Origin of the sequence: Salinivibrio sp. MA607, from assembly GCF_001996245.1 — a bacterium.
GTDB lineage: Bacteria > Pseudomonadota > Gammaproteobacteria > Enterobacterales > Vibrionaceae > Salinivibrio > Salinivibrio costicola.
The window spans coordinates 122,850-135,561 of sequence record NZ_MUFJ01000006.1; the positions used below are offsets into that span (position 1 = coordinate 122,850).

Annotated in this window: 14 protein-coding genes; 9 read left to right on the forward strand and 5 right to left on the reverse strand. The window is 48.8% G+C overall.

Going from position 1 to position 12,712, the window contains the following annotated elements:
- Positions 1-240 precede the first annotated feature (240 nt).
- Positions 241-1,074, reverse strand: a complete 834-nt coding sequence (purU, locus tag BZG81_RS04835; protein WP_077676858.1) for a formyltetrahydrofolate deformylase — start codon at positions 1,072-1,074, stop codon at positions 241-243.
- Positions 1,075-1,232: 158 nt separating this feature from the next.
- Here purU and BZG81_RS04840 point away from each other — a divergent pair, with 158 nt between their 5' ends.
- The 7 genes from BZG81_RS04840 (at position 1,233) to rnd (ending at position 8,802) form a co-directional block, all read left to right on the forward strand.
- Positions 1,233-3,197: an ATP-dependent DNA helicase gene (locus tag BZG81_RS04840; protein ID WP_077676859.1), complete on the forward strand. Its 1,965-nt coding sequence runs from the start codon at positions 1,233-1,235 to the stop codon at positions 3,195-3,197.
- Entirely contained in the window at positions 3,198-3,893 is a 696-nt protein-coding gene (tsaB, locus tag BZG81_RS04845; protein WP_077575861.1) for a tRNA (adenosine(37)-N6)-threonylcarbamoyltransferase complex dimerization subunit type 1 TsaB, read from the forward strand. It abuts the gene before it with no gap.
- A 34-nt stretch (positions 3,894-3,927) separates the two neighbouring features.
- Positions 3,928-4,227: a hypothetical protein gene (locus BZG81_RS04850; protein WP_021022441.1), complete on the forward strand. Its 300-nt coding sequence runs from the start codon at positions 3,928-3,930 to the stop codon at positions 4,225-4,227.
- 24 nt (positions 4,228-4,251) lie between these two features.
- Entirely contained in the window at positions 4,252-4,794 is a 543-nt protein-coding gene (locus tag BZG81_RS04855; RefSeq protein ID WP_021022440.1) for a Slp family lipoprotein, read from the forward strand.
- 16 nt (positions 4,795-4,810) lie between these two features.
- Entirely contained in the window at positions 4,811-5,770 is a 960-nt protein-coding gene (locus tag BZG81_RS04860) for an alpha/beta fold hydrolase (protein ID WP_236719483.1), read from the forward strand.
- A 121-nt stretch (positions 5,771-5,891) separates the two neighbouring features.
- Positions 5,892-7,583 (forward strand): long-chain-fatty-acid--CoA ligase FadD, encoded by a 1,692-nt coding sequence (gene fadD / locus BZG81_RS04865; protein WP_077661359.1) that lies wholly within the window; start codon positions 5,892-5,894, stop codon positions 7,581-7,583.
- 85 nt (positions 7,584-7,668) lie between these two features.
- Positions 7,669-8,802, forward strand: a complete 1,134-nt coding sequence (gene rnd, locus BZG81_RS04870) for a ribonuclease D (protein ID WP_077661364.1) — start codon at positions 7,669-7,671, stop codon at positions 8,800-8,802.
- Between the two features lie 56 nt (positions 8,803-8,858).
- Here the strand turns inward: rnd and minE are convergent, their stop codons facing one another.
- From minE to minC, 3 genes are read right to left on the reverse strand one after another with little or no spacing between them, the layout of a single operon-like run.
- Complete coding sequence (gene minE, locus BZG81_RS04875; protein WP_021022437.1) at positions 8,859-9,128, reverse strand: cell division topological specificity factor MinE; 270 nt, start codon at positions 9,126-9,128, stop codon at positions 8,859-8,861.
- 1 nt (position 9,129) lies between these two features.
- Entirely contained in the window at positions 9,130-9,942 is an 813-nt protein-coding gene (minD, locus tag BZG81_RS04880; RefSeq protein ID WP_077460182.1) for a septum site-determining protein MinD, read from the reverse strand.
- A gap of 17 nt (positions 9,943-9,959) precedes the next feature.
- Positions 9,960-10,622: a septum site-determining protein MinC gene (minC, locus tag BZG81_RS04885; RefSeq protein WP_077460183.1), complete on the reverse strand. Its 663-nt coding sequence runs from the start codon at positions 10,620-10,622 to the stop codon at positions 9,960-9,962.
- Positions 10,623-10,890: 268 nt separating this feature from the next.
- Here minC and BZG81_RS04890 point away from each other — a divergent pair, with 268 nt between their 5' ends.
- Positions 10,891-11,166, forward strand: coding sequence for a YcgL domain-containing protein (locus BZG81_RS04890; protein ID WP_021022434.1), 276 nt, complete (start codon positions 10,891-10,893; stop codon positions 11,164-11,166).
- Between the two features lie 10 nt (positions 11,167-11,176).
- The gene (locus BZG81_RS04895; protein ID WP_077676860.1) at positions 11,177-12,148 is read left to right on the forward strand and encodes a lytic murein transglycosylase; all 972 of its coding nucleotides are present in this window, start codon (positions 11,177-11,179) and stop codon (positions 12,146-12,148) included.
- Between the two features lie 58 nt (positions 12,149-12,206).
- Here the strand turns inward: BZG81_RS04895 and BZG81_RS04900 are convergent, their stop codons facing one another.
- Positions 12,207-12,632 carry an H-NS family histone-like protein gene (locus tag BZG81_RS04900; RefSeq protein WP_021022432.1) on the reverse strand — a complete coding sequence of 142 codons (426 nt, stop codon included), beginning with the start codon at positions 12,630-12,632 and terminating at the stop codon, positions 12,207-12,209.
- Positions 12,633-12,712: the final 80 nt, after the last annotated feature.

Consider the following 12,712-nt stretch of genomic DNA (forward strand, 5'->3'; position numbering starts at 1 on the left):
TAGTTATTCACCGCCTTCCTTGATATCTTTACGCGCCGGAATACAACGAGCCTTTTTTCCCTCTCGGAGGTTACCAATTATGATGCCATTAAAGGCAAAGTCGTAGTGCGAGATGACACCACTTTTTAGATAAAATCAACCAGTTGCTTACACAGGTTCTTATGATCTCAACAATGAGGTAGAGGCCAGCGCCGGTGCGCTGGCAATCGATGGCGGTTTGGTGAAAATAAGGAGGCTGAGTTACAAGATCACGGTTTTATTGCCGTGTACGAAGACGCGATCGTCGATAACGCGAGCGATCGCTTGGCTGAGCACGCTTTTTTCTACGTCCCGGCCAGCTTTTGCCATATCTTGTGCGCTAAAGCTATGATCAACATGAATCACATCTTGGCCAATAATAGGGCCCTCATCCAAATCGTTGGTCACGAAATGGGCGGTCGCACCAATGATTTTGACCCCGCGCTCGAAGGCTTGATGATAGGGGCGTGCACCAATAAAGGCAGGCAAAAAGCTATGGTGAATATTAATAATGCGATGCGGATATTGGGCGACAAAATCTGGCGTTAGCACCCGCATATATTTAGCGAGAATAATATAATCAGGCTGGTGGCCTTGAATGGCCTTAATCATCGCGTGCTCGTGCTCGTCACGACTTAATCCTTCATGGCTAACAAAGTGAAACGGGATATCAAACCGCTCGGTTAAAGGCTGTAACTTATCGTAATTCCCTACCACAGCGGCAATCTCTATATCGAGCGATCCGTCATACGCTTTCATCAAAATATCGCCGAGACAATGCGACTCTTTGGTGACCATGATCACCACACGTTTGCGACGCGAACTGACTAATTGACGCTGACTGCCGGGTGGTAATGCGTGGTCAAGATCCAATAGCAAGGTATGATCGTTGAAAATTCCCTCCAGCTCGGTGCGCATATAAAACTGACCGGTGGCGTGATCAACGTATTCGCGGTTATGAATAATATTGAGTTGGTGTTTGTAGCAAATATTGGTAATGGTAGCGATTAAGCCTTGAGCGTCAGGGCAATCCGTGAGTAGTGTTTTTCGTTCCATGCTGATACTGTGCTGCTTATTATTAAACCCTCGGTTTTACCCTGTCTGGCGGGCTAGGTCAAAGTGATTTTCGCAGTGATCTTGGCTTTCGACCCTGAATGGTTTGATCCATTTTGGGGGTTTGGCATAATGCTCTCTTTCCCCTGTGTATTTATCCAATGATCCGTAAGGTTTTCTCAGAGACGGGCGCGCTGGCTAAAGCCATTAACGGCTTCGTGCCTCGCCAACCGCAAACAGATATGGCGATCGCTGTCGATACGGCCATTCGTGAACAAGGCCAGTTAGTGGTTGAAGCGGGCACAGGAACCGGGAAAACCTATGCCTATCTGGCCCCGGTTTTGTTAAGCGGTAAAAAAGCGATTATCAGTACCGGGTCGAAAAACCTGCAAGAGCAGCTCTACCATCGCGATTTACCCTTGATGAAGTCTGCGCTGGGCTATACCGGTACCTCGGCGCTACTCAAAGGCCGGGTCAATTATCTTTGTCCTGAACGTTTAGAGCGGCAAATTAGCGAGTGTCACCGCCCAGATAGTGAACCGGGACAACTGAGTCAGTTGGTCAAAATTCGTGAGTGGTCATCGTATACTGAATCGGGCGATTTGAGTGAATGTGAGGCGCTTGCCGAAGACAGTCCGCTCATTCCTGTTGTGACCTCCACCAATGATAACTGTCTGGGAAAAGACTGCCCCAGCTATGAAGACTGTTACGTGGTTAAAGCCCGACGTCGTGCGATGGATGCCGATGTGGTGGTGGTTAATCATCATTTATTTTTGGCAGATGTCGCCATCAAAGAAACCGGCTTTGGTGAACTGATCCCAGATGCCGATGTGATGGTGTTTGATGAAGCGCATCAATTGCCCGATATCGCCAGCCAGTATTTTGGCCAGTCTTTGTCAAGCCGACAGCTTCAAGATGCCGCGAAAGATATTCATATCGCCTACCGGACCGAACTTCGTGATACCCGCCAACTGGAAAAAGTGGCCGATCGCCTCTCGCAAGCAGCGATGGATATGCGGTTAGTTATGGGGGAGCCAGGGTTTCGAGGCAATTGGCGCGAGCTTCAAGCGTCGCCTGTGGTTGAAAAAGAACTGGTGCGACTGTCCGATGCCCTCGATTTAGTTCATGACGTCGTCAAGTTATCGCTTGGGCGAAGCCAGTTATTGGATGCCGCATTTGACCGTATTACGCTGTTTAAAGCCCGATTAACGCGCCTTCGCGATACGTCGATAACCGGGTATTCCTACTGGTATGAATGTACACGCCATCATTTTAGCTTGAATATTACGCCATTATCCGTAGCGGACCGTTTTCGTGAACAAATGGCCGAACAAGGCGGTGCATGGATCTTTACCTCGGCCACCTTGGCCGTAGAGGGAGATTTTGGCCACTTTAATCACCGATTAGGGATCGATGCCAAACAACAAATGACGCTGGAAAGCCCGTTTAATTATCCAGAACAAGCTCGATTGTGTGTGCCACGTCATGTCCCTGAGACCAATAGTTATCGCCGTGCGAATAAATTGGCCGCCATGCTCGGGCCGGTGATTGAACGCAACCAAGGCCGTTGCTTTTTTCTCTGCACGTCGCACCAAATGGTCCGTGAGCTCTCGGCGTTATTTCGCGAGCAGTTGTCATTGCCGGTGTTGATGCAAGGCGAAATGCCTAAACAGCGCCTATTGGCAGAATACTTGTCTTTAGGTAACGCGCTACTGGTGGCGACAGGGGCATTTTGGGAAGGCATTGATGTACGAGGCCAGGCCTTGAGTTGCGTTATCATTGATAAGTTGCCGTTTGCGTCGCCGGATGATCCTTTATTAAAAGCACGCATTGAAGACTGCAAATTGCAAGGTGGCGATCCCTTCGCTCAGGTACAAATTCCCGAAGCAGTGATCACGCTTAAACAAGGCGTGGGGCGATTGATTCGTGATCAACAAGACTATGGCGCATTGATTATCTGTGATAACCGCTTAGTCACCCGTGCCTATGGCGCGACCTTTTTACGCAGTTTACCTGCTATCCCACGGACACGGGAGCTTAACCATATTGACGATTTTTTGTCGCCCTCAGAGGCGGACAATAAAACCGTTCACTCGCATTTATCACATCAACCTATAGAGGGTTAAATGACGCTAAAAATACTTGCCGTCGATACGGCGACGGAGAATTGTTCAGTGGCACTTAGTTGTGGCGATCATGTTATTTCACGCAGTGAAATCGCCCCACGCGAACACACGAATAAGATCCTGCCGATGGTTGATGAAGTCCTGGCAGAAGCCGGCGTCGCACTCAGCCAGGTGGATGCGTTGGCGTTCGGCCGCGGGCCGGGCAGTTTTACCGGTGTACGCATTGGTATTGGTATTGCCCAAGGACTCGCTTTTGGCGCGGATTTGCCCATGATTGGCGTGTCGACGCTAGAGGCGATGGCGGCACAAAGCTACCGACTGAGCGGCGCAACCCATGTTCTCGCTGCGATTGACGCGCGGATGGGCGAGTTATATGTCGGTCAGTACCAACGCACACAAACAGGCCGTTGGCAGTGTTTAGGTGAGGAAGTGGTCGTCGCACCCGATGCGCTTTCACCTCACTCGAACCAAGGTGTTTGGACATTGGCAGGAACCGGCTGGCCTGCCTATCCTGATCTAGAGGCCCAGTTGGGATTGCAAAGCGTCAGGTCAGACGTGTTGTACCCGCAAGCGCAAGATATGATCGCGATTGCACAACACGCGTACCAGTCAGGAGAAGCGGTGGCCGCCGAGCTAGCCAGCCCCACCTATTTGCGAGATAAAGTCACGTGGAAGAAATTACCCGGGCGAGAGTAGGCCGGTAGTCGGTCGGTGAGCATAGGAAGCGAATATGGTATCGATTAACGGTGTACCGTCCCCACAGACGACCCGATCGAATCAATCCCAGCGTGCGGCAAACAAACAGAAAGCCACACGCAAGCAAACGCCGAAGACGACGCAAGTTGCCAACGCGGTTCGCCAGCGCGTTGACCCAGTGTCGGTTGCGCAAGCTGAGCAAGCGCAGCAACAGGTACAATATGATTTACCTGATGGTCGAGGTCGGCAGGCAATGGAATCTTACTTCGCCGTGTTAAACCAAACACGGCGAGAGGAACTGTTGAGCTTGGTTGGGGTCGATATATACGTTTAATGGCGCACAAAAGGAGCGTGTTGTATGAAACCTTATTGGCTAGTCGTTCTTGGTGCCTTGGTTTTAACCGGCTGCTCAACGTTGCCGGAGACACTCAAAGGACGCATGGATCAGCCCGTGACTGAATATCCAGTTGTGGCGAAAATGACTGAGGCGCAACGAGGCGAAGAAGTGCGCTTAGGCGGGATGATTGTCGGTGTCAATAACCGGGAGTCTGACTCGGTTGTAGAAATCGTTGCTTTACCAATCTCAGATGCGGGACGTCCCGATATTAAGGCCTCATCCCTCGGGCGTTTTAAAGCCGTTTTTGATGGGTTTGTGGAGCCTGCTGATTATGCCAAAGGGCGGCCGATTACCATTCTCGGCGACTTTGACTCACGCCAGCAAGGTATGGTCGATGCGTACGCCTATGATTACCCAGTGCTTAAGGTGAAAGGACATCAATTATGGAATATTGAGCAACAAGTGATTGATGATGACAGGCCGTATTGTTACGGGTCGTATTGTTCTCGACTTCGTATCGGTGTCGGTACCGGGCATGTGCAAAGTGTGATTACCCTTCCTTAACCCATAACGGGTCGCCATGCTATCCACACCGTTAAGTGCAAAGCTTGATGCTTTATTGGCCCAGCCTCCTGAGCAAGTGGGCCTTTGCTCGGGGTTGGTCGCCACATCTATCCCGCTTGCAGACATTCAGGTAGCGGCGGCTGTGCGTACGCCCAGCCATGGCGCACCGACATTAGTGTTCATGCACGGTTGGCAAGATAATCTCGCGAGTTTTCATTCGCTGCTTCCTTTATTGCCGCAAGATTTTGGGCTCATTCTGTTTGATTGGCCAGGACATGGTTTATCGGAACACAAACCCGGTGATTATTATTATCCGTTTTTTGACTATCTTGATGATCTGCACCAAGTGCTGAACCACTCATCGCTCTCGCTGCTCGGTCACACAGGGCAGGTGGTGCTGGTGGGTCATTCACTGGGTGGGGTGGTCGCTAGCTGTTATGCGGCTAGTTTCCCCGATAGTATTGATGCCATGGTGACCATTGAAGCACTCGGCCCGATCGCGGAACCTGAGCAGACGGTCACTGAACGTTTTGTGAACAGCTTGAATCAACGGGCCATTTTAAGAGCAAAGGCCCCCCGTTACTTTGATTCGGCGCTTAAGGCGCTACGGTTACGCGCCTCGATAAATAAAGTATCGCTTGAGTCACTTCTGCCTTTGGTGGCTCGAGGACTTTCGGTATGTACACAAGGCGTACGCTGGCGTCATGACCGCAAATTAGGCGCAGAAGCGCTTTATCGAATGTCGCCAGCTCACAGTGAGTCGATTATTCGAGCGATCAATTGCCCAGTACTGGCGATTCGAGCGACAGATGGGTATCCTGCATTTCGCTCAACAGATGCGGCCATCCGGGCAACGTGGTTTCAACAACTCACCCTCGCTGAGCTTCCCGGAACCCATCATTGCCACCTTCAACAACCGCAACAAACTGTGTCGTTGATAACGGATTTTGTGACCAAAATTCAAACGCGCACTTAAAATGCTCGTGTAAAAATAATGTTAACGTTATGGTAGGCAGGTTAAACACTTGTTTGAATTATACCTTGCGTCGATCGAAGTGGGCAAAATAGCCGACCAGCAGAAATATAGGAGAAAGCCAGTGGAAAAGGTATGGCTTAATCGTTACCCGTCGGATGTGCCGGCGGAAATAGATCCAGATGCTCATCGCTCCCTTGTTGAAATGTTTGAACATTCTGTTCAACAGTACGCCGACCAGACTGCCTTTATTAATATGGGGCAGGTGATGACGTTTCGTAAATTGGAAGAGCGTAGCCGCGCGTTTGCGGCCTATTTGCAAAATGAGCTGAAGCTGAAAAAAGGCGATCGCGTTGCGATCATGATGCCAAACCTGCTGCAATATCCGATTGCTTTATTCGGCATTCTACGTGCCGGTTGTGTTGCTGTTAACGTCAATCCGTTATATACCCCTCGTGAGTTAGAGCACCAGCTGACGGACGCGGGAGCAAAAGCTATTGTGATTGTCAGTAACTTTGCCCATACATTAGAAAAAGTGGTCGACAATACCCCAGTCAAGCATGTGATTCTGACCAGCTTAGGCGAGCAACTACCGCGCGCCAAAGGAACCTTGGTGAACTTTGTGGTCAAATACGTGAAGAAAATGGTACCCAAGTATCATTTGCCTCATGCCACATCGATGCGCCAAACGCTGAGTCGTGGTCGCCGAATGCAATACGTTAAGCCTTTCTTGAAAGGCGATGATGTCGCTTTCCTCCAGTACACGGGTGGCACCACTGGATTGGCAAAAGGCGCTATCTTAACCCACCGCAATATGTTGGCGAATGTTTATCAAGCAAAAGGTACCTACCAGCCGGTGCTTAATGCGGGTGAAGAAGTGGTGGTAACTGCATTACCGCTTTATCACGTCTTTGCGTTGACCGTAAACTGCCTGTTGTTTATCGAGATGGGGGGGCAGAACTTACTGATTTCTAACCCGCGTGATATTCCAGGCTTTGTGAAAGAGCTACAAAAATATCCATTTACCGCGATCACCGGCGTGAATACGTTATTCAATGCCTTACTCAACAACGAAGATTTCCATGAGCTCGATTTCTCGAACCTACGCTTGACCGTGGGAGGAGGCATGGCGGTACAGCGTGCAGTGGCTGAAAATTGGAAAAAACTGACGGGTAAGCACTTACTCGAAGGATATGGGTTAACCGAATGCTCACCTTTGGTTGCCGCGTATCCGTACGATTTGCGAGACTACAATGGCTCAATTGGTTTGCCCGTGCCGTCGACTGAGGTCCGTATTGTCGATGATGAAGGTAACGATGTCGCCGATAACCAACCCGGTGAGCTTCTAGTACGTGGCCCACAGGTGATGCAAGGCTACTGGAATCGGCCTGAAGCCACACGGGAGAGCATTGATGAACATGGCTGGTTAGCGACCGGTGATGTGGTGCAGTTTGATGATGATGGTTTCTTGCACATTGTTGACCGCAAAAAAGACATGATTTTGGTATCAGGTTTCAATGTTTACCCAAATGAAGTGGAAGACGTGGTCGCCCTGCACGAAAAAGTGCTCGAGGTTGCAGCGATTGGCCAGCCTGACGAGAACTCAGGCGAATTGGTGAAGATCTGTGTGGTGAAAAAAGATCCCTCGCTCACGCGAGATGATCTCGTTGCCCACTGTCGTAAGCATCTTACGGGCTATAAAGTACCGCGTGTGGTGGAATTTAGGGATGAATTACCTAAAACCAATGTTGGTAAGATTTTGCGTCGTGAGTTAAGGGACGAGCCTGAGGCGCCTGCGCAAAAAGCGTCGGCTTGATGCGAACCGACCCAGAAAAGGGTAAACTAGCAATAACGAATCACGAAATGCCGGCATCGCCGGCATTTTCTTTATGGGCTTTTTTGTGAACTATCAACTGATCACCTCTTCTCAACAACTCGTGGCTATATGCACGCGTCTTCGTCAGCAAGCAACCGTGATGGTCGATACTGAGTTTGTCCGCACTCGCACTTTCTATGCTCAGCTGGGCTTAGTTCAGCTTTATGACGGGGAGTGCCTCGCGCTGGTCGATCCTATCGCGATTGACGATTTATCGCCTTTGTGGGCACTGATGGCCGACGTCAGCGTGACCAAGGTACTACATGCGAGCAGTGAAGACTTAGAGGTGTTTCTACACCATGCGGGTGCGCTACCGACACCAATGATTGATACCCAAATCATGGCAGCATTTTTAGGCCATGGTGTATCGGAAGGGTTTGCAAGCTTAGTTGAGCGTTATGTCGGTGTGGCGCTGGACAAGGGCGAGTCACGCACTGACTGGTGTGCACGGCCACTGACCGACAAGCAAAAGCACTACGCCGCAGCAGATGTTTACTATTTGATGCCACTTTATCAGGCGTTGTCTGACGCCTTAGCGCAGACACCGTGGCAAGAGGCTATCGTCGAGGAGTGCGCACTGCTTTGCCTGAAAAAACAGCAGCCAAAGGCGGATGATGCCGTCTATCGAGAGATTAAATATGCTTGGCAGTTGAATCCACAACAATTGGCAGTATTGCAAGCGTTGGCAAAATGGCGAGCCAAAGAGGCACGACGTCGTGACATGGCGCTTAATTTTATCGTCAAAGAACAGCACCTTTGGAAAATGGCGCGATACGATATACGCACAGTAGAGCAAATGCAGGAACATGGGTTTGATCGCTTTGAAATTCGCTATCATGCACAAACACTGATAAAAATCGCAAAACAGGCTGACAAGGTGACTGCGGATAAATGCCCGCCAGCGCTGACACGGCTGGTCGATGAACCAGGCTATAAAGCGGTGATCAAAGCAATTAAAGAAAAAGTGCAAGAAGCGGCTGATAACGCTGGATTAGCGCCAGAGTTTATTGGCTCCAAAAAACAGCTGAATCAGCTGATTACTTGGGTATGGCGAGACGATTGCCAAGAAGAGAAACGCCCCGAATTAGCAAAAGGATGGCGTTACACGTTAATTGGCGATGCCCTGTTAGCGGCTATTCCCAAAAAGCCAACCGCCTAAACCTAAAAAGCGGTGCTCGTGCACCGCTTTCGTGTTTTTGAGAAAAAGGGGCCGTATTAGTGGTCCTTTCCTTCCTCGGGGAGCGTCACATTTAGCTCTAAAACAGACAGATCATCATCCCCTTGCTCGAGGCTAACCGATACCTGGTCTGGCGCAATATCGACATATTTCCGGATGACATCTAAGATATCTTGCTTAAGCTGAGGCAGATAGGTTGGAGCAGGGCTATCGGCACTACGACGCTCGGCAACAATAATCTGTAAACGCTCTTTCGCGATGTTGGCGGACTTTTTCTTAGTGGGCCGGAAGAATTCTAGCAATGCCACATTAGCCTCCAAATAAGCGTTTTAAGAAACCTTTACGCTCTTCCTCAATAAAGCGGAAGGGGCGCTCTTCACCCAGCAAACGAGCGATGGCATCTTCGTAGGCCTGGCCTGCGTCAGACTCTTGGTCAAGCACAACAGGCTCACCTTTGTTCGAGGCGTGTAATACCGACTGGCTTTCCGGGATCACGCCCAGCAGAGGAATGCGTAGAATATCTTCAACGTCTTCGACACTTAGCATTTCGCCATTGGTCACACGTGCAGGGTTATAACGAGTGACTAATAAATGGTGTTTAACCGGCTCCTCACCGTTTTCTGCGCGGCGTGATTTAGAGTCAAGAATACCAAGAATACGGTCAGAATCGCGCACAGATGACACTTCAGGATTGGTAGTGACAATTGCTTCATCAGCAAAATACAGCGCCATTAATGCGCCAGCCTCGATGCCCGCAGGAGAGTCGCAAATAATGTATTCAAAACCAAGCTCGTCCATGTCTTTTAAAACACGTTCAACCCCTTCTTTGGTCAGCGCATCTTTATCGCGTGTCTGAGAAGCGGGTAGAATAAACAAGTTTTCTACTCGTTTATCTTTAATCAATGCTTGATGGAGATTCGCCTCACCATTAATGACATTAACAAAGTCGTAGACAACACGGCGTTCACACCCCATCACCAAGTCCAGGTTACGTAAACCGATATCAAAATCGATAACCGCTGTTTTTTTGCCTGTTAATGCTAATCCGGTCGCTAATGCTGCACTTGAGGTGGTTTTTCCCACGCCACCTTTGCCGGAAGTAATTACAATAATTCGTGCCATTCCTCGTCCTTATTCTCTTATAGCGTGAGGGGGTCAATCTGTAAGCTTTCTTGATTAAGCGACACCATGGCTGGCCGCTCAACATGTTCTGGTGGAATCTTATCATTCAGCCAATAGCTACCTGCCACTGACAATAATTCTGACTGAAGGTTCTGACAATAAATGCGTGCTTGTTTTTGTCCGCATGCGCCGGCAATTGCTCGGCCTCGTAGCACGCCATAAATATGAATGCTGCCATCGGCAATCACTTCTGCCCCGGCGCTAACATGATTCAAGATGACCAAATCTGCGTTTTTAGCATAAATTTGCTGGCCGGAACGAACAGGCGCGGTGACCACTTTTGCTGGCGTTTGTATCGGATCTGCGATCCGTGACTGCTTACTTGATTTAAGCACGGCCAGTCCCGAATCTAGCGCAAGTTGGCGTGTATGGTTGTGCGTGACCCCAGTCAGTCCGATAAGAATCATTCCCGTTGCCTGTAAACAGCGCTTTAACGCACTGATGTCAGGACATTGAGAAAGGCGTTGAACATCAGCCACAACGGGGGCACCTTCAAAAAAACCAGGTGCTTGAGTGACCTTCTCGGCCAGCACATCAGCCGCCGCGGCGAAGTTATCGTCAACAAGATGGAGGACGGATAGGGTGAAAGTAGAGCCTTTCAACTCCGGTTGTTTAAGCATGTGATTCGATCCCGGTTCTGTCGTTAAAACACGAGTCAGACGCGCATTATCAGACGTTGAATAGCATGGTATATTCACAGCACGGATGCGGCAAGCAAGGTTTGCTTTTCGAGTCAGATTTCTCGTTTTAATGATGTTTTTTAGCTTTATAGTGAGAAACCACCGCAAATACGTGTTTTGATACACTTTGCGGTAAAGTTTAACAAACCTTTGCCCGAGGATGACAATTTATCGCCTGTTTTATGGCATGCTCGTGAGGACTTTTGAGATGTATTGCGCAATTTATCGAAGCAAAAAGAAAGAAGGCACCTATCTTTATCTTGCAGAGAAAGATAAATTTGATGATGTGCCAGAGGCGCTGATGAACAGCTTTGGGCAACCAGAGTTCGCAATGATGATTGACTTAGACAAGCGTGAAAAGCTTGCGGTGGTCAATATCACCAAGGTAAAGCAAAGCCTGCAAGAGGAGGGGTTTTTTGTACAGCTGCCCCCACCTCCGGACGTAGCGCTGCAGGCTATTCGTAATAGAAACGAAAAACTGTAAAAGGAAGACTATGCGCAAAGGTATGATTTCAGCCTGTATGGCGGCTGCATTAATCGTTAGCCCAGTGATGGCCAAGCCAGGATTTGAACAATATGTGGCCTCATTAAAAGATGAAGCTCGTGAGGCAGGGATTAGCGATGCATTGCTCGAGCGAGCGTTTGACGGGATTGAATATCATGAACGTGCGGTGAGCTCAGATCGAAATCAACCCGAGCGGCGCCTTACTTTAGACGAGTATATTCCTCGAGCGGTACCAGACTGGAAAGTGGCGCAAGCGAAAAAGCTCTACAATCAGCATTATGACGCATTAAAAAAAGTGGGTGAACAATACCAGGTGCAACCACGTTTTATTGTTGCCCTGTGGGGCGTTGAAAGTAACTTTGGTAAGCTCCAAGGCAGTTATAATGTGATTGAGGCATTGTCGACATTGGCATTTGATGGCCGTCGAGAAGCTTTTTTCCGTAAAGAAATCATGGCAGCACTGACAATATTACAGCAAGGTCATATTGCCCCCGAAGACATGAAAGGATCATGGGCGGGAGCAATGGGGCAATCTCAGTTTATGCCCAGTTCGTTTATTAATTATGCTGTGGATGGCAACCAAGATGGTAAAAAGGATATTTGGCAAACGGAGGCCGATGTTTTTGCATCGGCAGCGAATTATCTGAAACAAGCTGGCTGGGATGATACCTACACATGGGGTCGGCAAGTTGAAGTTCCAGAACAGCTTGATCGGTCTCTACTCGGTACCGGAGCAGACAAGGGCTTATTGTTAAGTGACTGGCAGACGAAAGGCGTAAGACGCATGAACGGCCAAGCGTTACCCAAGGTCGACATCAAAGCATGGCTCATTCAGCCTGATGATGAAAAGGGGAGAGCGTATTTGGTCTACAATAATTATCAAAGCTTATTGAAGTGGAACCGCTCGCATTACTTTGCTCTGGCGGTTAGTCATTTAGCCGATAGAATTAAATTTGATTGATACCCTATAACAAAAAAAGAGGCCTTGGCCTCTTTTTTCTTTTTCCTTGGTAAAAAGTTTATGCTTCTTGACCAGGGATGAGGAAATCGTCGAGTGTTGCAGAACCACTTTCCGTCGCTTCGCGAATAACCTTAGGCATACGGCCTTGACCTGTCCATGTTTTATGTGAACCGTCATTATCAGTATATTGGTATTTAGCTGGACGTGCTGCGCGCTTTCCTGGTGTTTTCGCTTTAGTGCTGCCACCTAATAGCTTCATGAGCTCTTCTGGCTCAATGCCATCGGCCACTAACATTTCGCGGTATTTCTCTAGCTTTTCTAAACGCTCTTGTTCTTTTGCTTCTTCTTCGCGATCAATTTCTTTACGTTCTTCAACCACGGTATGTAGTTTCTCTAACGCTTCGTTTAGTTGCTCGGTTGACATCTCTTTGGCAAGAGCGCGTAAGCTACGCAGGTTGAGTAACGCTTTCATTGCATCAGACATTATTGGTTCCTGTTTAATTTATTTGTTAATAGAAGGATGATAGCAGTATAAATGAAATATACAATATTACATATATTAAT

Bases quoted from the DNA above. Each gene is read 5' to 3' on its own strand.
- purU (WP_077676858.1), bottom strand. From the start codon at position 1,074: ATGGAACGAAAAACACTACTCACGGATTGCCCTGACGCTCAAGGCTTA.
- BZG81_RS04840 (WP_077676859.1), top strand. From the start codon at position 1,233: ATGATCCGTAAGGTTTTCTCAGAGACGGGCGCGCTGGCTAAAGCCATT.
- tsaB (WP_077575861.1), top strand. From the start codon at position 3,198: ATGACGCTAAAAATACTTGCCGTCGATACGGCGACGGAGAATTGTTCA.
- BZG81_RS04850 (WP_021022441.1), top strand. From the start codon at position 3,928: ATGGTATCGATTAACGGTGTACCGTCCCCACAGACGACCCGATCGAAT.
- BZG81_RS04855 (WP_021022440.1), top strand. From the start codon at position 4,252: ATGAAACCTTATTGGCTAGTCGTTCTTGGTGCCTTGGTTTTAACCGGC.
- BZG81_RS04860 (WP_236719483.1), top strand. From the start codon at position 4,811: ATGCTATCCACACCGTTAAGTGCAAAGCTTGATGCTTTATTGGCCCAG.
- minD (WP_077460182.1), bottom strand. From the start codon at position 9,942: ATGGCACGAATTATTGTAATTACTTCCGGCAAAGGTGGCGTGGGAAAA.
- minC (WP_077460183.1), bottom strand. From the start codon at position 10,622: ATGCTTAAACAACCGGAGTTGAAAGGCTCTACTTTCACCCTATCCGTC.
- BZG81_RS04890 (WP_021022434.1), top strand. From the start codon at position 10,891: ATGTATTGCGCAATTTATCGAAGCAAAAAGAAAGAAGGCACCTATCTT.
- BZG81_RS04895 (WP_077676860.1), top strand. From the start codon at position 11,177: ATGCGCAAAGGTATGATTTCAGCCTGTATGGCGGCTGCATTAATCGTT.
- BZG81_RS04900 (WP_021022432.1), bottom strand. From the start codon at position 12,632: ATGTCTGATGCAATGAAAGCGTTACTCAACCTGCGTAGCTTACGCGCT.